Below are 22,290 nucleotides of genomic sequence, written 5' to 3'. Positions count from 1 at the left end.
CTTCAGGAGCTATATAACCTCTCTTATAACTCTCTCGTTTAAGGTACTCATAATATCATACTCGATTGTATTGACTTGCTTAGCCATCAGAAAAGCACTGTTTCTATTGCGTGGAATATCAGATATTAGTTCCACTACATCTCCTACTTTAACATCATGTTCATTATAGCCTAGTGAAACCGTTAATCCATCCATACTCATTCTTCCAGCCATAGGGTATAGTACATTGTTGATACTCACAAACCCTCTATCACCAAGCTCCCTAGGAAAACCATCGCCATAGCCAATAGGTATTACAGCAACTTTCTCTCCATGAAACCCCCTATATATCATAGAATAACCTACACCATCACCTTCTTCCAAATCAATTATCTTAACTACCTTTGATAATAGCCTTGCTATAGGCTTTATTTCTCTTATAGGTCTATCAACATAAAACTCTGGAAGAAAACCGTAAGTTACAATACCTGGGCGAATCATATCATAACAAATTTCCTTATCTCCTAGAAAACCATAAGAATTTGATAAATGACAAATTATCTTACGAGATAACTCTTTAGTATATTCAACAATTTCTGAAAATCTCTTTTTTTGCTTAGTATTTGTTGGATGATCTCGATTATCAGCACATGCTAAATGGCTATAAACTCCTTCAAGTAAAATCCACTGAGAGTCATGTGCTCTTTTTATAGTTCTACAAGCATCACTATAACACACCCCCATACGATTCATACCTGTGTTTATATTAATATGGGCATATACTTTTTTATCAAGCTCTTTGGCTATTTGCTCTAACTTTTCAATATCTTCATAGTCTTGAATGCTAACTCTAATATTTTCTGAGATCATTTTTTCAATATATTCATAGTATATTACTCCAAATACTAGCACTGGATTTTTAGCAACAGCTGTTACTCTAAAAGCCTCTAGAGAGTTAGCAACAGCAAAAAAATCTACTAAATCATGTGTATTCTCTACTATCTCTTCTATACCATGCCCATAAGCATTTGCCTTGACAGGAAAACACATCTTAGCATTGCCTATATACTCTCGAATAATTTTAATATTATTCCTTAAAGTTTGTTTACTAATTTTTAAAATATTCATAAATTTCCCACACTATTTATAAATAACATTATTAATCTTATTTTTTAGGACTAAAAGTGAAAAAGCAGCAACTACGGTAACAATAGTAATCCACATAAATAAATTCTCATAACCCAAATAACTATTAATCTTAGTTTGCCCAATTAGCAAAGAGCTCTTTGAGTGCTCCAAGTCTTTACTAGCATAAAGTGAAGCCACGTATGCTCCTAGCTTAATACCAACTGCCCAAGTTAAAAACCACATCCCCATACAAAAGCCTCTGACCTTAGTCGGGACAAGTTGCGTTATCAAAGATAAGCCAACAGCCGTTGCCATAATCTCAGCCCAGGAAAAAAACACACCTACAGCTATGACTTCCCACCAAAAGGAAACTTTTGTAGAAGAATCATTAAAAACACACACCAAATATAAGAAACCATAACATATCCCAGCACATAACAAGCACAAAGCAAATTTACTTGTTGATCTTAATCTATCACCCATTTTATTGAAATACATAGCAAGAAGTGGAGAAAAAATTAAAATCCCTGAAGTATTTAATAGTCCTGGTACAGTTTGCGAATTTAGCTTAATACCTAAAACATTCAAATCCACATGATGAACATTAAATAGGAAGAATGATGTTGTCTTTTGAGCATAAGTCATAAAAAATATTGTTGCATAAAATATAAATACTAATAAAAGTAGCATTTTTAAGCGATACTCTTTATCTTGCTGGAAAGTAACATTTATGAAATAACCAACAATAACTACTACCGCTAGAATAAGTACAATAATAATTAAATCACTAAAATACAATAAGCCAGTAACTACTGATATAAAAAAGACTATTCCTACTATAGCTAAAACCAACTGCTGAAAACTAAGTGTTTTTTTACCAACTGGTGCAGCTATTGTTGAAAATAATTTCTTATTCATGAATATATTGCCAAGAGCTAGTAATACTCCACAAGCGCACACCCCTAAAGCAATTCCATAATGCCTATTTTCTAAACCATATGAATCTGCACTACTTAAATAAGGTATTAGAATAGCACCTGATAATGCTCCAATATTATTAGCCATATTAAAGTAAGCGTATATAGAGTCTAACTTTGCTGGATCTCCCGCATATAATCTAGATACACTGTTCAATGTCATTGGCACAAATAAACATGCTCCAACAATAATCATCGCCAACCCTATATAGATCGAAAAATTCATTAGCATATCACTAGTCGCTAACAATGAATATCCTGATAATAGACAAATACCACCTGCAATTAAAGTCCTTCTCACACCTAGGGCCTTATCAGATATAAAACCTCCCAAAGAGCTCAGAACATAACAAAGAGCAGTAAATGAACCAGCAAAGGTTGATGCGTAAGATTCTGTAAGATTTAACTTATTTATACAGAAAAATATTAAAATATAAAAAAAACCAAAAAAACTAAACCTTTCAAATAATTGTAATAAAAATAATGAAATGAAGTATTTCGTTCGTTGTTTTTCCTCTATATATTGCACTACACACCCTCCTTGTGTTCAAGTCAAATTATCTACAAGCTACTGAAACTCTTTCAAATAGCTCTTACAGTTTTATAATTAAGATCACCCATAAAGATATTACTTTATAGATCAAGATAGTTACCTAGATCAACAACTGATCTCAAATGATTCTTGCATATTTTTTATGAAATTATCAAGCTTTAGGCTAGCCAAAAAACTTTGTAACCTACGCCCACAACTTCCATCTGCGATATTGACAATAAAACTAAACACCACTAAATCTAGTAATGATAGCTTAGAATTGAAGAAATACTCTTTTTCACCTAAATAGTCTGCTATAGCTTGTAAATCACGCTCAGCTTTTAAATAAATTTCATTATTAGTTAAATTTGTTACACCAGCAGCCTTTAGTTGACGCAGAACATTTCTCTTAGCAACAGGGTAAACTATACTCGCCATAGCCTTTGGTAGCTTAGTGGACTCTAGGAACTCTTTTTTCCATGTATAATTATCTTTATCAGCCCAACGACTATACACTCCGACCCAGTACAAGCTATCCTCACATAATCTTATAAATGCTGTAGATATGGCTTTTTGTTCAGGGTTTAGATGCTCATCCAAGTTATTATGATTTTGCTTATCTAACATTTCGATAATGAGATTGCTATCAGCAAATTTCTTACCCATAGTCTCTATATATGGCATTTTACCTGTTGGTGATTTATTAAACTCTAAACTAAAATGATTTTGATAACTCAAATCAGTAGCTTTTAAATATAGCTCAAGCTTTAGACAAAAAGGACTACAACTATAACTCCTTCCTTTTAATTTCGGTAACTGGTGTAAATGAATAATCATAACTTCCCTTCTTCATCAAAATTTATAACATTATTTACTGCTGATCCTGATTGAGTGTCTTCAAATTGCCTAGATACAATATTTTCTTTGACAATATCAGCTTTCTCAAACTCAGATATCACAATATCATCAAGTCTTCCATTTCTTATAACAATATACCCTCGAAACCTCTCATCAGATGATGAGCTATTATAATCAAATGAGTATACTCTATAAAAAACTAAACGCCTATTCTCAAGCTTAACATCTATTTTACGTAAACAAACAGTTTCATCTAGCAACTCCAAGTCATATTTTGCTGTTGAGCGTTGAGCAACATCTACAGCATATTCCTTATTTTTCATAAAATTACGCCATAAAAAGAAACATAATCCTAAAAAAATAATCGTATACAATGCTAACGACATATAACTACCTTGAAAATATCTTGTAAAATATCATTATATGTTAAAATCTACTCGTTAAAAACATACTTTTTGATCGCTTTGAAAATTTTAAAATACTTCTATGGTTCTTTCTTTGTAACTCTTATTGGTATCGGTATTGCTATATTTATTTATCCAAATGCTCCACTAAAAACAATATACTCTGTAATAATTTTAGCCATACTTGAAATTTCACTAAGTTTTGACAATGCCATCATCAATGCGAAAATTCTTGGGCAAATGTCACAAAAATGGCAAAAAATCTTTATTTACTTAGGTTTACCGATTGCAGTTTTTGGTATGCGTTTATTATTCCCAATTTTATTGGTAAGTGTCACAAGTGGTATTAATTTTACTAACGTAATTACACTTGCCCTAAACAATCCTCAACAGTATCAAAATATATTAGAGCATTCCATGCCTTATATCTGTAGTTTTGGTGGTAGTTTCTTACTTATGGTTTTTCTGAACTTTTTTCTCAGTGAAAATGAAGGTCATCATTGGATACCTATAGTTGAGAACAATAGGATTACAAGAAAAATACGTGATTATAATGGTGGATATATTCTATTTGCAATCTTTATTGGCTTAATAATCATCTATGATGCAGAACCTGATTATCAAGGCAGTTTAGCAATTGCTTACTTTTTGGGTATAGTTGTACATGAAAGCATTGGTATGCTTAACTCCATATTTGATACATCGCATATAGATAGTTCGACAGTTGCTCGCAATGGCATAATGGGATTTATTTACCTTGAAATAATAGATGCATCATTTAGTTTTGATGGTGTAATTGGTGCATTCGCTATTACAGCAAATATTATCATAATTATGATTGGTCTTGGTATTGGTGCAATGTTTGTAAGATCGCTGACCATATTATTTGTACAAAAGAAAACTCTGGCAAAATATATATATTTAGAGCATGGTGCTCACTACGCTATTGGTTTTTTAGCAGTTGTACTATTACTAAAGATATTCGTTCATATTCCAGAATGGTTTAGTGGTTCTATAGGAATACTAGTATTGTTTATAGCATTTATTCACTCTGTAATATCTGCCAAAAAGTTAGAAAAGCAATAGCTCTAAGTCATCTACATTTCTAGCTATATATTTAGATAATTGTGACACTTTTTCTCTTTCAACATGTTCAAAATATGCTATGAACTTATTAACATAACCGCTTTCATATAGCTGATAATCTGTATAACCATCACCAACAGCTATAATTTCACCATTTATCAAATCTTTGACTTTATCAAAAGCGCTTAACTTTGAATCACATGCTCCATTAGAGTTATCAAGAGTCTTAAAGCTTCCATCGTCATTCCAAATAATATCTACTGCAAATATATTATCTCGTGGAATATGCAAATAATCTGCAAATGGCTCGATACTCTCAGTTAATCCTCCACTAAAAATCCATATTTGATAACCTTTATTTCTAAGTGTTTCGATTATTTTCTTGATACCACTTGTCAATAAATCAGGACAATACTTATCTGCAAAATCTTTGATACTTTGCTTTGTTGGACTTGCAATAGCTAATCTTCTTTCAAGAGACTCTCTAAAACAAATGTCTCCTTGCATACCTAAATCGGTAATACGCTCAATTTCTTTTAGCTTTGAAGGAGATTGCTCTAATAATGGCTCTAAGATTAACTCTAATGATTCTTTTTTAATCAATGTTGAATCAAAATCAAAAATTACATTTTTCATAAAATACTACTTTAAGTATACCCCATGCAGAGCTGGAGGAATTAGGATTGGTAAATATGCTTTATATACTAAACTTAAATCAGTTGCATTTAAATAGACAATATAACTAAGTTTCTTATCTGTATCGATAACATTTACAAATATAAGACCATCATCTTCAGTTTGAGCTTGTGGATTAGCTATAAATATAGGTTCTGAGACAAAATCATTTCCAAAACAATATTCAACCACATCATTATTTGATAAGTCTATTTTTATTATGCTATTAAAAAATTCTGCTTGAGTTGTGCGTTTAGCTAGATAAACATAGCAATAATTTTCTACCAAAAATTTCTCATTAATCCTTGGGAATTCAACATTGAGAGCTGCAATAACACTTTTCTCTATAGTGTTACGACCAATATCAACAACCATTCGTGTTAGCTGTGTTTTTAGTCTACAATCATCATTCTCAATATTTTTAAAATAGAACTTCTTATATGGTTCAAGATTATCGGTATACTCAATAAAGTCTAGATATATTTTATTATTTTGTTCAAAAGCATTAACACTATGAAGGAAGACAATACTCTCAGCATCTACAATCCGAACATCATATGTTCGTCTATCAATAACCAATAACTTGCATTTTGCAGTATCATCATAAGATATAACTTCTGAAACAGGTTTAGTCAAAAAATCAAGTGGATTTGCTCTTAATGGACCTAAATATAAAACAACATAGTTCTCTGTAAGAAATAGCGTATGGTTATATATAAATTGATTATCATAGAACTCATATATTTTTGTTCTTTATGAAGAGTTTTTCGCAATTTTATAAATAGTATATTTACATTTTTTTGATATATCGACGACAAAGTTAAACTGCTCTTTTGTTATAGGATCGAATTGAGGATGCGCACAGCTAAACTGCCCTTTGATTTTATCACCAAATCTAAATTCGTTTAATGTTTGCAGATCATCTTTATCAAACTCAATCATAGTAGTTACTTCACTAGTTGCCAATAAACTATCTTTCACTTTTAGGATATTTACATTACAACTTGGTTTTTCTACCTTAACTCCTAATATAGTTTTGATTAATGATATTATTCTGGCAAATTTATAAGGCACAATTGTACCAAACTCATCGAACTTTATACGTCCTTTAGTAGCAGCTAGATATTGCTCAGATCTTAAATATCTATTTGAAAAATAAATTTCCCTATCATTACATCTAAAGCTATACAACATAGCCAAACCATCGAACCAATGATTTAGCTTAATATTTCCATATTCAAATTTAGCAGGACCTACTCTGATAATTTGACCACTAAACCAGTCAGGAAGATTTGATAATTCTGGCCTCAATATATGCTCAGAAAACTCTTTTTCAACGCTGTTGAAAATCGAAGACAACTTACTCATACTTCACTACCAATCATAATGCTACTTCTTAGATTATACTTATTATCACTAGCTAGTTTAATAAAATGCTAAAGATTCAATAATTTAAATAATACTCATTAATCTTAATATTTGCTTTTTTTCTATATAAAAATTGCTTATTATTAAGCATCTTAACTAATTTGTATATAGAGCTAAAGATGCAAAAGTCTTCAAAAAAACCTTTGGTTTCTATAAAGAACCTTTCGAAACAGTTTGATGATGGTCATTTAGCTGTTGATTCTGTTAATCTTGACGTTTACCCAAAAGAGTTTTTTTCTTTATTAGGTGGTTCAGGAAGTGGTAAAAGTACTCTTCTTAGAATGCTAGCAGGTTTTGAAAGACCTTCTGATGGAAAAATAATTATCGACGGTGTAGATATGTCAAATACTCCGCCGTATAAAAGACCTGTGAATATGATGTTTCAATCTTATGCACTCTTTCCGCATATGAATGTTAAACAAAATATTATGTTCGGTTTAAAACAAGAGAAATCTCTAAAAAAAGAAGAAATAGAAAAAGCTACTGATGCTGCTCTAAAAATCATAAAAATGGATCATCTTGCTAAAAGAAAACCACATCAATTATCTGGTGGGCAGCGTCAGCGTGTAGCTCTAGCAAGATGTTTAGCAAAAAGACCTAAATTAATTCTCCTAGATGAACCATTATCAGCTCTAGATAAAAACTTGCGCGATCAAATGCAGTTTGAGCTTGTGGATATTCAAGAACAAACAGGTAGTACCTTTATAATGGTAACTCATGATCAAGAAGAAGCTATGACCATGTCTACTAGAATAGGTATTATGACCGATGGTTGGTTAGAACAAGTAAGTACTCCTTCTGAAATTTATGAATTTCCAAAAAGTCGATTTGTTGCAAGCTTTATCGGTAAAAGTACAATTTTTGAGGGTCGTGTAGAAGAAGTCGGAAGAACTAGAAGTGTTATAACTTCTGAGCAGGCGGGTACAGATTTTGTATTAAGAAGAAACATCGAGGCAATTGAAGATCAAGAAATTTGGGTCGGTCTTCGCCCTGAAAAAATAGTTATTAGCAAAGAAAAGCCAGAAGACTATGACCCCAACAAACCTATAAACTGTATCAAGGGTATTGTTGAAGATATTGCTTATATGGGGGGATTATCTACTTACCATGTTAGAACCACTAATGGTAATATAATGAAATCTACAGATTTTAATATTGAAAGAAATGCAGACCATCCATCTTGGGATGATGAAGTATATCTTACTTGGGAATCACAAAATATCATGGTGTTATACTCATAATGCAAAACTTAGAGAAAAGCTTTAGACACACATTAGTATACCTAGTTCCTTTTGTGTGGTTTATGGTATTTTTACTTATACCTTTTTTATTTGTTGTAGGTATTAGCTTTACATTGCCAGCGGACGGTACCCCCCCTGTTACTGCATTGATGACATTCAAAGATTCAACTCTAAACTTTACCTTATATCTAAGTAACTATATTGAGTTGATTCACTATAATCTAATATTCATATCTCTTTTAAAATCTTTTAAAGTCGCATTTATAACTACTGCTTTGTGTATTTTTATTGGTTACCCAATGGCTTTAGCATTATCTAGAGCTAAAAAAAATACACAAATTTTCTTTTTGGTATTAATTATTATTCCTTACTGGACATCATTCTTACTTAGAACTTATGCTTGGGTAACACTATTAGGAAATCATACTCTCAACCAGTTCTTAATGGATTTAGGTTTGCCAAGCATGGCCTTATTATACAATGACTTCTCAATGTATTTAGGGATGGTTTATTGTTATTTACCTTTTTTAATACTACCACTTTATAGTACTTTAATAAAAATTGACCCGAGCATATACGATGCTGCAGAAGACTTGGGATCCAAGCCAGTTAATTCATTCTTTAAAATAACTCTGCCATTATCCATGCCTGGCTTGATTGCTGGTAGCTTGTTAATATTTATTCCGGCTATTGGTGAAGTGGTAGTACCACAGATTATGGGTGGGATGAATTCATTAATGATAGGAAATGTTATTTGGGAAGAGTTCTTCACATCTAATAACTGGGGTATGTCTGCTGCAATATCTGTAGTACTAATAGTCGTTCTAGTATTGCCTATTCTATGGATGCAACGTATACAAGCTAAGAGAACTTTTATTTAGGAGGTATAAGCAATGAAAAAATTTTCATTTAGTAGCATAATGCTTGTATTTGGCTTGGTATTTTTATACATACCTCTAGTAATCCTAGTAGTTTTCTCATTTAGTGACTCTCAGATTATAAACTTATGGGGTGGCTTTACTTTTGACTGGTATCATGAAGTCATAAATGATGAAGATATTATAAATGCGACTTTTACTAGCCTAAAGATAGCAACAATAACATCAATTATTGCAACAATACTTGGAACTATAGTAGCCTACGCTATGACTAGATTTAAATTTTTTAGATCGAGAAGTTTTTTATATGGTCTTGTAGCAACTCCACTTGTTTTACCTGATATCATTCTTGGGGTGGCTTTATTATTAATGTTCTCAACATTACAGCATCTTATTGGCTGGCCTCATGAGAGAGGAACTACTACTGTGGTTATAGCACATGTAACAATGTGTACAGCTTATGTTGCAATAGTAATGCAATCACGTATAGCTAGTGTAGATATATCATTAGAAGAAGCTGCTCTAGATCTAGGTGCAGGCCCTATAGAGACCTTCTTTAAAATAACTTTACCCCAACTTATACCTGCACTAATTACATCAGCATTACTTACATTTACATTATCTATTGATGATTTAGTTGTCACAGAGTTTGTGGCTGGTAGTGACAACCCTACCCTACCAATGTACATTTACTCAACTGTCAAGAATGGACCTACCCCTGAAATAAATGCTCTAGCGACAATTATGATAGCAATTATCATAATAGGCGTATTACTTGGTATGTTTATTTCTGCTAAATTCCAAAAAAGACAAGGCTAAAAGCTTACTCAAAAATCATAAGTACTATTGAAAGTATAAGCAATATTCCTAGAATCAGGTTAAAAATTCGTAAATGATTTTCATTATTTAGAATTCTTTTTACTGAATTACCACCAAATAGCCAAAACCCTGTACATAAGAATGAAACTACCATATAAATAATAGTAATAATAACTACCTGAACTAACAAGCTCATATTAACACTAACTACCGTATAAGTAGATACAACTCCAATTGCCATAATCCAAGCTTTAGGATTTATCCATTGAAATAGAGCTGCTTGAACAAAGCTTAGTGGTTTACTACTTTTTTCATCATCAAAATTAGATGATAGAATTATCTTAAAAGCCAGCCATAACATATAAATACCGCCTACAACTTTTATCACTGTATGTAATCTTGGATGGCTTACAAAAATTGACTCTAATCCGAGCCCTATAATTAAAACCATAAAAGGAAAGCCAAGACAGACTCCTAGATAATGAGATAGAGTCTTTCTCACGCCAAATCTGATTGATGATATCAAAAGCATAAGATTATTTGGTCCAGGTGTAATAGTCGATGATATGCAAAATAAGAACAAAGGTATATAGAAACTCATATAACTAACTTTAAGTTTTAAAGTAAAGATTATATCTAGAAAATAATTAATTATGATATCTTTTTCAGCAAATAATCAATATGAAATTATGATATTCTCAAAAGATAGATAGATATAGATAGACTATTCGTCGATTGAAACGAACTTACGATTTAAAGCACCGCCAACATGGAACTTAACAGTACCATCTTTAAGAGCAAATAAAGTGTGATCTTTACCACAACCAACATTTACACCAGGATGAGTCTTAGTACCTCTTTGACGCAGAATAATTGTACCTGCCTTAACAAACTCACCACCATATCTTTTAACACCTAAATACTTAGGGTTTGAATCTCTTCCGTTTCTAGTACTACCACCAGCTTTCTTATGAGCCATTTGTATACTCCTTAAATATTCTTAATAAAATTATAAACTAATAGATGAAACTTTTACCGCTGTAAAATACTGACGGTGACCTTGTTGCTTCATGCTGTGCTTACGACGACGGAACTTCATGATCTTAACTTTTTTGTTACGACCTTGCTCTACAACTTCGCCTACAACTTTAGCACCTTCTACAATAGGAGCGCCTATTTTAACTTCGCCTTCTGCTGTTTGACCCATCAAAACTGTATCAAACTCAACTTTTTCGCCAATACCAAGATCGAATTTCTCAAGTTTAACAACTTCGCCTTCTTTAACCTTGTATTGCTTACCGCCATTTTTAATTATCGCGTACATTTATTACTCCATTTATTAGATTTTAAATCCTCAGAACTGCCTACAATCAATAGACTTCTGACTTTTTGTTATTATTCCATAGTACCTAGTTATAAAACTAGACACCATATTATAACAAAAAACCCAAAAATCACAAGCCTGATTATATTACGACTATGTATGAAATGCTTCCTGCTTTAGGAAGGTAGTTATAAACTTTTAACTTTATAAATATATTCTTATATCTCTCTAGTATAACACCAACAATCAACTAGATGATCATTAACTAAGCCAGTTGCTTGCATATAAGCATAAATAATAGTTGGTCCAACAAAACTCATCCCTCTTTTTTTGAGATCTTTTGAGATTTTCTCACTGATAGACGTTGAGGTTGGAACTTCTTGATGAGATTTCCAGTGGTTTTTAATAGGTTTATTATTCACAAACGCCCATATATAATCACTAAAGCTACCAAACTCTTTTTGAATTTGAAGAAATACTTGAGCATTTTTTCTAACAGAATAGATTTTCAATTTATTACGGATAATATTTGAATTGTCTCGAAGAGCTTCAAGTTCAGAATCTGACATACTTGCAGCTTTAATAGGATCAAAATTATAAAAAGCATCACGATAACCTTGACGCTTTTTTAGAATAGTTTCCCAGTTAAGACCTGCTTGAGCTCCTTCTAATATCAAAAGCTCAAAAAGTTCCTTATCATTATACTTTGGTATGCCCCATTCATTATCATGATAGCTTGCATAAAGCTCTTGATTAGGTTTATTACCAAAGCAACGATTTTTGTAAGCCATTTAAGTTTATATAGAATTATTCAACTTTACCATGACACTGTTTATATTTCTTACCTGAGCCGCAAGGACATGGATCATTTCTTTTTATTTTTGGACCCTCTCTCTTAACCTGCTGAACTTTTGGTGCTTCTTCTTGCTCTTTATCATCTTCTGATTGGTTATTATCAATAACACTTTCATGCTCAGCTTTGATTTCACTCATAGACTCTTTCCATTCTTCTTGAGCTCTTTGAGTTTCTTCTTCTGTAGCAATTCTTATCTTAGCAAGTGAAGATATAACCTCATACTTAAAGTTATCTAGCATAGTTGAAAACAACTCGAAAGCTTCTTTCTTATACTCATTTTTTGGATCTTTTTGAGCATAACCACGTAAATTTATACTATTGCGTAGATGATCTATTGAGCTTAAATGCTCACGCCAATGACTATCTAATGACTGCAATAATGAGAACTTCTCAAACTGCCTAACTGCTCCAACCTCTAAATCTTTAGTTTTCTCAGCAAACTCAAACTCTATAGCCTCTCTTACAAGCTTCTTAAGATCTTCTTCTCCTAAACTATCATCTTCCTGATAAGACTTTTGTAAGTCAAGCTCTATCAGAAAGTCAGACTTAAGTGCTTTTTCTAGACCCTCAAGATCCCACAATTCATGCATAGAGCCAGCAGGCACATAATCATGAAATAACTGTTCCGCCACGTCTATACGAATATCAGCAAGAATTTCACTAACATCATCAGAATCTAAAAAAGCTTGTCTCTGCTCATAAATAACTTTACGCTGAGTGTTTACAACATTATCATACTCTAGTAAGTTTTTACGGATATCGAAATGATAACTTTCGACTTTACCTTGAGCTTTTGATATAACTTTTGACATAAAACCAAAAGCTAATGATTCACCACCCTTAAGACCTTTCTTAACTCTTTCTGCCATACTTTGAGAAGCAAAAATCCTCAAAAGATTATCATCCATTGATAGATAGAATTTACTCTCACCTGGATCACCCTGTCGAGCAGCACGACCTCTTAACTGATTATCAATCCTGCGTGAATCATGTCTTTCTGAACCAATAATACATAATCCACCAGCATTTTTGACAACCTCGTTACGCTTAATCCATTCTGCTCTAATTTTCTCAACATCCTCTGCGGAAGGGTCCTCAAGCTGTGCAATTTCAACTTCCAAATTACCACCTAAGATAATATCAGTACCACGACCGGCCATGTTTGTTGCAATAGTTACATTACCTGGATAACCTGCCATAGCAATTATGCTAGCTTCTCTCTCATGTTGCTTCGCATTTAATACATTGTGTCTAATTTTCTTTTTCTTCAACAAGGTTGATAAAACCTCAGATGCTTCAATAGAAGCAGTACCAACTAATACTGGCTGACCTTTGGATATCCTTTCTTTGATGTCAGTAACTATAGCATCAAACTTCTCTCTTACACTGCCATAGATTTCATCATGATGATCTTTCCTAATTAATGGTTTATTAGTAGGAATAATTATCACTTCTAATCCATAAATGGAGTGAAGCTCAAAAGCTTCGGTATCTGCTGTACCAGTCATACCAGCTATTTTATTATATAGCTTGAAGAAATTCTGGAATGTAATGGATGCCATTGTTTGGTTTTCAGCATTGATTTTAACGCCTTCTTTAGCTTCTATTGCTTGGTGTAGGCCATCTGACCATCTACGACCTGGCATTGCTCTACCGGTACTTTCATCAATAATGACAATCTCTTGATCACGTACAATATAGTCAACATTCAGTTGGTATAATGAATTAGCTCTCAAACAAGCATTTAAATAATGCATTTTTGTAATATTATGAGGACTATACAAGTTATCATCTTCTTCAAGGATGCCCTCTTTTTTAAGCATACTTTCAATTTTTGCATAGCCTTTTTCTGTTAAATAAGCATTTTTAGACTTCTCATCAACATAAAAATCTTTCTGTTCTTGATCTTCTTCTAACTCTTCTTTTTCCTGCTTCTCTAAGTAAGGCACTAGTCTATTAAAAATATTATACATCTCAGAACTATCATCAGATGCCCCAGATATAATAAGTGGAGTTCTAGCTTCATCAATTAAAATTGAATCAACCTCATCTATAATTACATAGTTGCGACTTCTTTGGACTTGCTGCTCTTTATCATAAGCCATATTGTCTCTAAGATAGTCAAAACCAAACTCGTTGTTTGTCCCATATGTAATATCACATGCATAAGCTTCTTTACGTTGTTCTGGATTTAAGTCAGCTACGATTACACCTACTGATAAACCTAAAAATTCATAAATATCACTCATCAACTCAGCATCACGCTTTGCAAGGTAATCGTTGACTGTAATCACATGAACCCCATTACCAGTCAAGGCATTCAGATATGCTGGTAGTGTAGCAACCAGTGTTTTACCCTCACCAGTTCTCATCTCGGCAACCTTACCTTGATGAAGAACTATTCCTCCGATTAACTGTACATCATAATGACGCATATTTTTGGTTCGCTTACCTGCTTCTCTAACTGTAGCAAATGCTTCTGGAAGAAGACTCTCTAAAGTCTCTCCTTTTGCGACCCTTTCTTTATACTCTTGAGTTTTTGCTTTTAACTCTTGATCACTAAGTTTCTCAAACTTAGGCTCTAAACTAGTAATTTTCTGAACCGTTTTAGAAACTTTCTTAATAAACCTATCGTTGCGACTGCCTATAATTTTCTGAACTAAATTTAACATTATTAATTAACCAATTCTCTTATAGTTTTAAATAAAAATAATAACCTAAATGTACATTATATAGAGTTTATAAGAAATTTAAATTAAGATAGATACATTAATTGTACGAATTGAATCATATAGTGTAATAATGAGATATTTTAAGCTAAAACTACTAGTGCTAATAATATTTAGTTTATCCGCGTGTAGTTATTCCAGAAATACTCAAGAAAAATATGATATTACCAAAAACACACCTCAGACACATAAAAGTATTAATAAACAACCTATGGTTAGAGATATAAATATTGAACCAGTTCCAGAGTGGTTTCTAACTAGTCAATCCAATACTGATGAAACTCTATATGGTTTCGGCTCAGGTAAAACCTTAGATCAAGCCACGCATAACGCTTTAGCAGATATGATTCAAAGACTACAGGTGACTGTATCTTCAACAACTAGTTTCAGCAGTATTGCTGACAATAATAAAATATCTCAAAAACTTATCAAAGAAGTTACAACCTCTACAGCAGATATTACAATTCCAAACTATAAAATAATAAATCAGTCTCAAACAAATCAAGCATTCTATATAGAAATTCAAATAGACAAATCTCAAACCATAGAAGATTTAAGTAAATTAATTATTAGCAATATCAACCAAGCAAATCAATCATTAGCAACTACATATAATAAAAACTCTATCTATAGGCTTAACATAGCTCATCAAATAGATAAAAACATCAAAGTAATAAAATCAAGTTTAAGGGCATTAGTAATTTTATCTCCAACAATTAATATTAGTAGCTATATGGAAGCTCTAAATGATATAAACAACGAACTATTAAATATTAAGCGAACCATACAAATATACATTGATAAACAGAATAGTGGCTTTTTTTATAGCTCTTTAGAAAAATATATACAAGTAAACAATTATCTAACTACAGATAATAGGAACTCTGCAAATATTAGTATATCTCTAAAATTGAAAGACTATGATAACCAGTTAGTGAAAAGCCAATACTGCATAAACACGGAAATTGAATTACAAATAACTGATAACTTAACCGGTCAACTAGCTTCTAAACCATATACCATTAAATCTTGTTCCGATAAAGGAAGAGACTCAGCCATAGACAATGCAATTGAAATATTCTATTCTCAACTAAGTAATGCAACAAATATATATTAAATTATGAGCATAAAAGTTATCCCAGAAAAAATAGCTAATATAGAATCACATAAGACTAGAAAAAAAATCACTGACTCAACCTACGCCAATAAAACACTTATCGCTAGAGCATCCAATCTAAAGACTACTGTAGAAGTAGCTAATAAAGAACTAAAGAAGCTAAATATACCTTATTTAAAAGATACTAGTTTAGTTTTTTATTCACCAGTTAAAATTATAGTTAAAAGTGATAAGGAAATACTAAAATCAAAAATAAAAGAACTGCATAGCCAGTTTATTACAAAATTAAACCAAACAACTATGTTTTCAAGAGTTGAGAAAATAGAACTTATTATAGAACAACCCACCAACTTTTATGCAAAAATAAACAATAAAAAGCTAATAAACAAAGTAGCTAAAAAAGCATTAGAAAAGATAAAACAGGAGATTGGTGAATCAGAAAATTAGATATACTGCTATTTTTCAGTAATGGTACCTAAAGCAACTTCCATCATGTTAGTGAAAGATTGCTCTCTCTGTTGAGCAGTAGTAGATTCACCTGTTATAAAGCTGTCAGATATAGTTACAACCGCAGATGCATTTTTACCCAACTCATTTGCTGTTGCAAATAAAGCAGCAGTCTCCATCTCAACTAAATCACAGCCATACTTTTTGATGATTTTTTTATAATCATCAGAATTTTTTCTATAAAAAACGTCTGTACAGTGTGCTTTTGCTTTTTTAAGCCCTATCTTTTGTCTTTTAGCTGACTCTTCAAGATCCTTATTAAGCTCTTCCGAAGACTTAACATCACGATCCTTATCACCAGTTACAATTTCAACAAAATCAGATTCACAGTAACTTTCTTCAACAAGTACTACATCATAGACTTTGAATTCTTCTTTATAAGAACCCGCTGAGCCAACCCTAATGATATTATCAACATCATAATACTTAAAAAGCTCATAAGCATAGATACCCATACTAGGCATACCCATTCCAGAACCCATGACACTTACTTTTTTACCTTTGTAAGTACCAGTATAACCAAACATATTTCTAACAGCATTAACTCTTGTAACATTTTCTAAATAGTTATCTGCAATATATTTTGCTCTTAATGGATCACCAGGCATAATAACTGTTTTTGCAAATTCTTCTTTTCTTAATGTTTCTATATGAGGAGTAGGTAATGACATATCTGTTCCCTTTATCTTAATTTCACTCAGAATATATTAGCATAAATTATACAAAAATCTTAGTTTTATAGCTTTTAATATTATTAACTTTAGTTAACACATTAACTTTGAAATTACTATTAATACATATTAGATTTTTACTTGAATATTTTTAGAATTAAGAATGATTTTAATTTAATATATATTTAGAGATCCTCTTTAGGATTAGATTCATCAGATGTATCTGGAACATCCTCATCCGGAGCTGCAGGAGCTATAACCTTACCAACCTCGACACTTGGCTTGTAGCTATCTCCATACTCACCTGGCTCACGTACATCACGTCGTGCCATTAAGTCGTCAACTTGTAATGCATCTATAGTTTCATATTTCATAAGAGCATCTGCCATAGCGTGAAGGATATCAACATTATCTTCTAATAATTTCTTAGCCTTGTTATAGCTCTTATCAATCAACTTACGTACTTCTGTATCTACTTCACGAATAGTAGAATCTGACATTTTGACAGATTTACCACCACTTCCTCCAAATGGACCATCATCTTCAACATCATAAAGTATAGTTCCCATAGCATCTGATAAACCCCAACGAGCTACATAGTTACGAGCGATATCTGTAGCAACTTGAATATCATTAGATGCTCCTGTAGTAACATGATCATACCCAAATATAAGCTCTTCTGCGATTCTGCCACCAAAGATACTACATAAACGTCCATGTAAAATAAGCCTACTTTGGCTAACAGTATCACCCTCTGGCATATACATAGTTACACCAAGAGCTCTACCCCTAGGTATAATACTTACCTTATAAACAGGATCATGTTCAGGCATCAGTTTACCAATAATAGCGTGACCAGCTTCATGATATGCAGTAAGCTTCTTCTCTTTCTCAGTCATAGCCATACTTCTTCTTTCTGAGCCCATCAAGATTTTATCTTTAGCCTTTTCGAAGTCTGCCATACTAATTTTATCTTTAGACTCTCTTGCAGCAAATAGAGCTGCTTCATTTACAAGGTTAGCAAGCTCAGCACCAGAAAAACCTGGAGTCCCACGAGCTATCCAGTCAGCCCTAACATCATCGCCTAAAGCTACTTTTTTCATATGAACCTTAAGTATAGCTTCACGGCCTTTAACCGTAGGTAAACCTACATTTACTTGTCTATCAAATCTACCAGGTCTTAATAATGCCTTATCTAAAACATCTGGCCTATTAGTTGCAGCAATTACTATAACACCTTCATTATCAGCAAAACCATCCATTTCAACAAGCATTTGGTTTAGAGTCTGTTCACGCTCATCATTACCGCCACCCATACCCGAGCCACGATGACGTCCTACAGCATCTATCTCATCAATAAATACCAGACAAGGCGCTTTTTTCTTAGCTTGGTCAAACATGTCGCGTACACGAGATGCACCGACACCAACAAACATCTCTACAAAGTCAGAACCTGAAATTGAGAAAAATGGTACTTTAGCCTCACCAGCTATAGCTCTTGCTAGAAGTGTCTTACCCGTTCCTGGAGGTCCTACCATTAAGACACCTTTTGGAATTTTACCACCAATTTTTTCATATTTTTTTGGCTCGCGTAAGAAATCAACGATCTCAGCTACTTCTTCTTTAGCCTCATCGACACCTGCTACATCTTCCAAAGTTACTTTGATTTCATCTTCACCTAAAAGCTTAGCTTTACTCTTACCTACAGAGAAAGGCCCTCCCTTACTACCACCGCCTGCTTTCATCATCATATAGATAAAGAAACCAAAGATTAGTAACATAGGTAACCAATTTAACAAGAATGCCAAAAATATATTTGGCTTCTCAGGTGCTTTTGCTTTAATAACAGCTTTGCTATCTTCTAGCTTATTAACCAAGCCTCCATCAAGTAGTGGAGCATAAGTTACAAAGCTTTCACCATCTTCTGTTTTACCAGTAATAGTTCTACCATCGACATCTACTAAACTAATTTTATTATCTTTTAACTTACTAACGAACGATGAATAATTAATACTTTTAGATGAACTATTCGTATCATTGATACCATTGAAAAGCAGTAGCATCCCACCAATGATTAAAATCCAAAAAATAATATTTTTGAGCATATTATTTTTATTATCATTATTTTGTGCCATATATTTATTTTACCTTTTTCTTCCCTATGAAGTTTTAATACTAAAATCCAACTAATACTATAGTAAAAAATTCAATTATTAGCTAGTCATTTTGCCAAATTAACATATTATTAATACAATAATTTTTTTAAGTATTTACCTGTATAAGATTTTTTACATTTGACAATGTCTTCTGGTATTCCCTCAAAAATTATCTGTCCGCCTTTACTTCCACCTTCAGGACCCAAATCCACTATCCAATCAGCCATCTTAATAACATCAAGATTATGCTCAATAATTACTACCGTATTACCTCTATCACGCAGATCCATAATTACTTTTAAAAGCTGATGAATATCATAAAAGTGTAGTCCTGTAGTAGGTTCATCTAAAATATATAAAGTTTTGCCTGTTGAGCGTTTTGAAAGCTCTTTAGCTAGTTTAACTCTTTGAGCCTCTCCACCAGATAAGGTAGTCGCGCTTTGGCCTAACTTAATATAAGACAATCCGACACTCATTAAAGCTTCTAATTTAGTCCTGATACTCGGAACAGCATCATAAAACCCTAGAGCATCCTCCACAGTCATCTCTAATACTTCGTATATGTTTTTCCCCTTGTACTGTACAGCTAGAGTTTCACGATTATAACGCTTTCCTTCACAAACATCACAAGCCACATATACATCAGCTAAGAAATGCATCTCAACTTTTATAACACCATCACCTTGACAAGCCTCACATCTACCTCCGCGAACATTGAAGCTAAATCTTCCTGGACTATACCCTCTAGACCTAGACTCCGCTGTAGCTGCAAACAGCTCTCTTATCGGTGTAAAGACACCTGTATATGTAGCTGGATTTGAACGAGGAGTACGTCCTATTGGCGACTGATCAATATCAATAACCTTATCAAAATGATTAAATCCTTTGTGTGATTTATATTCCATAGGTACAAGTGTACTTCTATTTAATAATCTTGATGCTAGAGGATATAATGTTCTATTAATCAAAGTTGATTTACCAGACCCTGATACACCGGTTACACAAGTCAAAACACCAACAGGAACTTTTAAGTTATCACCTTGTAAATTATTGCCAGTTGCTCCGTTTATTTCAATAAAACGATTCTTATAAGCTTTCAGCCTTTTATCTGGCACTTCTATTTTCTTGCGACCACTTAAATAATCAGCAGTCAAAGATTTTTTATTTTTGATAATAGTCTGGTAATTTCCTGATGCAACTACTTCACCACCATGAACACCAGCCTTTGGCCCCATATCAATAACATAATCAGCTTGCCTAATTGCATCTTCATCATGTTCAACAACGATAACCGTATTACCTAAATCTTTAAGATTATGCAATGCATCTAAAAGGCGTTGATTATCTCTCTGATGAAGACCAATAGAAGGTTCATCCAAGATATACATAACGCCAACCAATCCAGCGCCAATCTGACTAGCTAAACGAATACGCTGTGCTTCACCACCCGAAAGAGTATCAGCCTGTCTTGAAAGACTTAAATACTCCAAACCAACATTTGCTAAAAATTCAACTCTTAGCTTGATCTCTTTAAGTAAATTCTCTGCAATAACTTTTTGTTGCCCGACAAACTCTAATTCATCAAGCCACTTCAATAAATCATCTATAGATAAAGCACACACATCTGCTATATTTTTATCTGCTATAAATATGTTTCTAGCATATTCATTAATTCTAGCACCATTACAAGACTTACACTTAAGGTTACTCATAAGCTCATAGAGATCTTTTTTGACCATATCTGAGTCAGACTCATAGTATCTACGCTCAAAATGAGGTATGACTCCCTCAAATGATTTAACTCTAGTTTGTCTACCACCTCTAATTGAATCAACAGTCATCTTAATGGTTTCATCACCAGAACCGTACAAGATTATTTCTTGAACTTTCTTAGATAATTTCTCAAAAGGTGCATCTAATGAAAATTTATAATGCTCAGCCAAAGATTCTAATTGTGAATAGTAGTATTGATTTGTTTTATTCCACTTAACAATTGCTCCATGCTTAAGCGAAATTGCAGGGTCTATTATTACTTTTTTCTCATCAAAGAATTCTTTGACCCCCAGACCATCACAACTACTACAAGCCCCTAATGGACTATTAAATGAAAAGATTCTTGGAGATAGCTCTTTGAGAGCATAATCACACAACGGACAAGCATGCTTTGATGAGAATAATATATCTTCAGCATTTTCGTTAGTCATATCTGCTAATTTGACGATACCATTACCAAGATCTAAAGCGGTCTCTATAGACTCTGCAATTCTTTGCTCATTGTCTTTCCTAGGCTTAAATCTATCAACTACAACATCTATATTATGTTTCTTATAGCGATCTAACTCTGGATAATCCTCATCTAGATTAAAAAAATCACCATTTATACGAACGCGGATATAACCCTGTGCTAATATTTTATCTAACAAAGTATGGTGAGTACCTTTCTTCTGAGAAATGATCGGAGCAAGTATCATTAACCGAGCTTTCTCATCAAACTCTAAAATTTTATCAACCATCTGGCTAACTGTCTGTGCTTTAAGCTCGATATTATGTACTGGACATTTAGCAGTTCCAGCCCTAGCAAAGAAGACTCTCAGATAGTCATATATTTCTGTAACGGTCCCAACTGTAGATCTTGGGTTGTGAGATGTCGTTTTCTGATCAATTGAGATAGCCGGCGAAAGACCCTCTATATGCTCAACATCCGGCTTATCCATCATTGATAAAAACTGCCTAGCATAAGAAGACAATGATTCAACATAGCGTCTTTGGCCTTCTGCATATAGCGTATCAAATGCTAATGATGATTTACCAGAACCACTCAAACCTGTAATAACAGTAAGCTTGTCTCTAGGTATCTCAACATCAATATTTCTTAAGTTATGGGTTTTTGCACCCTTAATGATAATTTTTTTCATAAAGAATTTT

General features: G+C 32.9%; 19 protein-coding genes and 1 pseudogene. 6 read left to right on the top strand and 14 right to left on the bottom strand.

All coding sequences use genetic code 11. The features are described 5' to 3' along the window. Window positions 1–9: 9 nt before the first annotated feature. The 4 genes from alr to FQ699_RS03605 form a co-directional block, all read right to left on the bottom strand. Window positions 10–1,107, bottom strand: coding sequence for an alanine racemase (alr, locus tag FQ699_RS03620; RefSeq protein WP_146421166.1), 1,098 nt, complete (start codon window positions 1,105–1,107; stop codon window positions 10–12). A gap of 12 nt (window positions 1,108–1,119) precedes the next feature. After that, window positions 1,120–2,613, bottom strand: a complete 1,494-nt coding sequence (locus FQ699_RS03615; RefSeq protein ID WP_146421165.1) for a peptide MFS transporter — start codon at window positions 2,611–2,613, stop codon at window positions 1,120–1,122. 129 nt (window positions 2,614–2,742) lie between these two features. Continuing rightward, a complete protein-coding gene (locus FQ699_RS03610) occupies window positions 2,743–3,450 on the bottom strand; it encodes a glutathione S-transferase family protein (protein ID WP_146421477.1) in 708 nt (235 codons plus the stop codon). Then, a complete protein-coding gene (locus tag FQ699_RS03605; RefSeq protein WP_146421164.1) occupies window positions 3,450–3,860 on the bottom strand; it encodes a DUF3301 domain-containing protein in 411 nt (136 codons plus the stop codon). The genes FQ699_RS03610 and FQ699_RS03605 overlap by 1 nt, the downstream gene beginning before the upstream one ends. 78 nt (window positions 3,861–3,938) lie before the next feature. Here FQ699_RS03605 and FQ699_RS03600 point away from each other — a divergent pair, with 78 nt between their 5' ends. Further along, window positions 3,939–4,964 (top strand): DUF475 domain-containing protein, encoded by a 1,026-nt coding sequence (locus FQ699_RS03600; protein ID WP_146421163.1) that lies wholly within the window; start codon window positions 3,939–3,941, stop codon window positions 4,962–4,964. Here FQ699_RS03600 and FQ699_RS03595 read toward each other — a convergent pair. Next, window positions 4,950–5,600 (bottom strand): HAD-IB family phosphatase, encoded by a 651-nt coding sequence (locus tag FQ699_RS03595; protein ID WP_146421162.1) that lies wholly within the window; start codon window positions 5,598–5,600, stop codon window positions 4,950–4,952. The two genes, FQ699_RS03600 and FQ699_RS03595, sit on opposite strands and share 15 nt — an antisense overlap. 6 nt (window positions 5,601–5,606) lie before the next feature. Next, window positions 5,607–7,007, bottom strand: a pseudogene (locus FQ699_RS03590) (carotenoid oxygenase family protein). A gap of 179 nt (window positions 7,008–7,186) precedes the next feature. Between FQ699_RS03590 and FQ699_RS03585 the strand changes: the two are divergent. From FQ699_RS03585 to FQ699_RS03575, 3 genes are read left to right on the top strand one after another with little or no spacing between them, the layout of a single operon-like run. After that, window positions 7,187–8,308: an ABC transporter ATP-binding protein gene (locus tag FQ699_RS03585; RefSeq protein WP_146421161.1), complete on the top strand. Its 1,122-nt coding sequence runs from the start codon at window positions 7,187–7,189 to the stop codon at window positions 8,306–8,308. Beyond that, entirely contained in the window at window positions 8,308–9,189 is an 882-nt protein-coding gene (locus FQ699_RS03580; RefSeq protein WP_146421160.1) for an ABC transporter permease, read from the top strand. The genes FQ699_RS03585 and FQ699_RS03580 overlap by 1 nt, the downstream gene beginning before the upstream one ends. A gap of 12 nt (window positions 9,190–9,201) precedes the next feature. Further along, on the top strand, window positions 9,202–10,005 hold the full coding sequence (locus FQ699_RS03575) for an ABC transporter permease (RefSeq protein ID WP_012279685.1): 804 nt from the start codon (window positions 9,202–9,204) through the stop codon (window positions 10,003–10,005). A 4-nt stretch (window positions 10,006–10,009) separates the two neighbouring features. Here FQ699_RS03575 and FQ699_RS03570 read toward each other — a convergent pair whose 3' ends face one another. The 5 genes from FQ699_RS03570 to secA all read right to left on the bottom strand — a co-directional run bounded on the left by FQ699_RS03570 (window position 10,010) and on the right by secA (window position 14,857). After that, on the bottom strand, window positions 10,010–10,606 hold the full coding sequence (locus FQ699_RS03570) for a LysE family translocator (RefSeq protein WP_146421159.1): 597 nt from the start codon (window positions 10,604–10,606) through the stop codon (window positions 10,010–10,012). A 123-nt stretch (window positions 10,607–10,729) separates the two neighbouring features. After that, window positions 10,730–10,984: a 50S ribosomal protein L27 gene (rpmA, locus tag FQ699_RS03565; protein ID WP_004288034.1), complete on the bottom strand. Its 255-nt coding sequence runs from the start codon at window positions 10,982–10,984 to the stop codon at window positions 10,730–10,732. A gap of 30 nt (window positions 10,985–11,014) precedes the next feature. Further along, window positions 11,015–11,329 (bottom strand): 50S ribosomal protein L21, encoded by a 315-nt coding sequence (gene rplU, locus FQ699_RS03560; protein WP_004288036.1) that lies wholly within the window; start codon window positions 11,327–11,329, stop codon window positions 11,015–11,017. A gap of 218 nt (window positions 11,330–11,547) precedes the next feature. Next, window positions 11,548–12,120: a DNA-3-methyladenine glycosylase I gene (locus FQ699_RS03550; RefSeq protein ID WP_146421157.1), complete on the bottom strand. Its 573-nt coding sequence runs from the start codon at window positions 12,118–12,120 to the stop codon at window positions 11,548–11,550. 16 nt (window positions 12,121–12,136) lie between these two features. Then, window positions 12,137–14,857 carry a preprotein translocase subunit SecA gene (gene secA / locus FQ699_RS03545; protein ID WP_146421156.1) on the bottom strand — a complete coding sequence of 907 codons (2,721 nt, stop codon included), beginning with the start codon at window positions 14,855–14,857 and terminating at the stop codon, window positions 12,137–12,139. A 130-nt stretch (window positions 14,858–14,987) separates the two neighbouring features. On the opposite strand from secA, the gene FQ699_RS03540 reads away from it, so the two are divergent. Next, window positions 14,988–16,031, top strand: a complete 1,044-nt coding sequence (locus FQ699_RS03540; protein WP_146421155.1) for an LPP20 family lipoprotein — start codon at window positions 14,988–14,990, stop codon at window positions 16,029–16,031. A 3-nt stretch (window positions 16,032–16,034) separates the two neighbouring features. Next, window positions 16,035–16,478: a hypothetical protein gene (locus FQ699_RS03535; protein WP_146421154.1), complete on the top strand. Its 444-nt coding sequence runs from the start codon at window positions 16,035–16,037 to the stop codon at window positions 16,476–16,478. 8 nt (window positions 16,479–16,486) lie between these two features. On the opposite strand, the gene deoD is transcribed toward FQ699_RS03535, so the two are convergent. From deoD to uvrA, 3 genes are all read right to left on the bottom strand, one after another. Then, window positions 16,487–17,209, bottom strand: a complete 723-nt coding sequence (deoD, locus tag FQ699_RS03530; protein ID WP_146421153.1) for a purine-nucleoside phosphorylase — start codon at window positions 17,207–17,209, stop codon at window positions 16,487–16,489. A 185-nt stretch (window positions 17,210–17,394) separates the two neighbouring features. Further along, the gene (gene ftsH, locus FQ699_RS03525) at window positions 17,395–19,344 is read right to left on the bottom strand and encodes an ATP-dependent zinc metalloprotease FtsH (protein ID WP_179951657.1); all 1,950 of its coding nucleotides are present in this window, start codon (window positions 19,342–19,344) and stop codon (window positions 17,395–17,397) included. A 110-nt stretch (window positions 19,345–19,454) separates the two neighbouring features. Then, window positions 19,455–22,280, bottom strand: a complete 2,826-nt coding sequence (uvrA, locus tag FQ699_RS03520; RefSeq protein ID WP_146421152.1) for an excinuclease ABC subunit UvrA — start codon at window positions 22,278–22,280, stop codon at window positions 19,455–19,457. Window positions 22,281–22,290: the final 10 nt, after the last annotated feature.

It is taken from the genome of Francisella salimarina (assembly GCF_007923265.1).
GTDB classification, from domain to species: domain Bacteria; phylum Pseudomonadota; class Gammaproteobacteria; order Francisellales; family Francisellaceae; genus Francisella; species Francisella salimarina.
The sequence above is the reverse complement of the archived record's forward strand: the minus strand, read 5'-3'. Positions and strand labels throughout refer to the sequence as shown.

Coding starts and splice junctions, on each gene's coding strand:
- FQ699_RS03580 (WP_146421160.1), top strand. CDS start 8,308: ATGCAAAACTTAGAGAAAAGCTTTAGACACACATTAGTATACCTAGTT.
- uvrA (WP_146421152.1), bottom strand. CDS start 22,280: ATGAAAAAAATTATCATTAAGGGTGCAAAAACCCATAACTTAAGAAAT.
- rpmA (WP_004288034.1), bottom strand. CDS start 10,984: ATGGCTCATAAGAAAGCTGGTGGTAGTACTAGAAACGGAAGAGATTCA.
- FQ699_RS03595 (WP_146421162.1), bottom strand. CDS start 5,600: ATGAAAAATGTAATTTTTGATTTTGATTCAACATTGATTAAAAAAGAA.
- FQ699_RS03535 (WP_146421154.1), top strand. CDS start 16,035: ATGAGCATAAAAGTTATCCCAGAAAAAATAGCTAATATAGAATCACAT.
- FQ699_RS03550 (WP_146421157.1), bottom strand. CDS start 12,120: ATGGCTTACAAAAATCGTTGCTTTGGTAATAAACCTAATCAAGAGCTT.
- FQ699_RS03570 (WP_146421159.1), bottom strand. CDS start 10,606: ATGAGTTTCTATATACCTTTGTTCTTATTTTGCATATCATCGACTATT.
- ftsH (WP_179951657.1), bottom strand. CDS start 19,344: ATGGCACAAAATAATGATAATAAAAATAATATGCTCAAAAATATTATT.
- FQ699_RS03540 (WP_146421155.1), top strand. CDS start 14,988: ATGAGATATTTTAAGCTAAAACTACTAGTGCTAATAATATTTAGTTTA.
- FQ699_RS03575 (WP_012279685.1), top strand. CDS start 9,202: ATGAAAAAATTTTCATTTAGTAGCATAATGCTTGTATTTGGCTTGGTA.
- FQ699_RS03605 (WP_146421164.1), bottom strand. CDS start 3,860: ATGTCGTTAGCATTGTATACGATTATTTTTTTAGGATTATGTTTCTTT.
- alr (WP_146421166.1), bottom strand. CDS start 1,107: ATGAATATTTTAAAAATTAGTAAACAAACTTTAAGGAATAATATTAAA.
- FQ699_RS03585 (WP_146421161.1), top strand. CDS start 7,187: ATGCAAAAGTCTTCAAAAAAACCTTTGGTTTCTATAAAGAACCTTTCG.
- secA (WP_146421156.1), bottom strand. CDS start 14,857: ATGTTAAATTTAGTTCAGAAAATTATAGGCAGTCGCAACGATAGGTTT.
- deoD (WP_146421153.1), bottom strand. CDS start 17,209: ATGTCATTACCTACTCCTCATATAGAAACATTAAGAAAAGAAGAATTT.
- rplU (WP_004288036.1), bottom strand. CDS start 11,329: ATGTACGCGATAATTAAAAATGGCGGTAAGCAATACAAGGTTAAAGAA.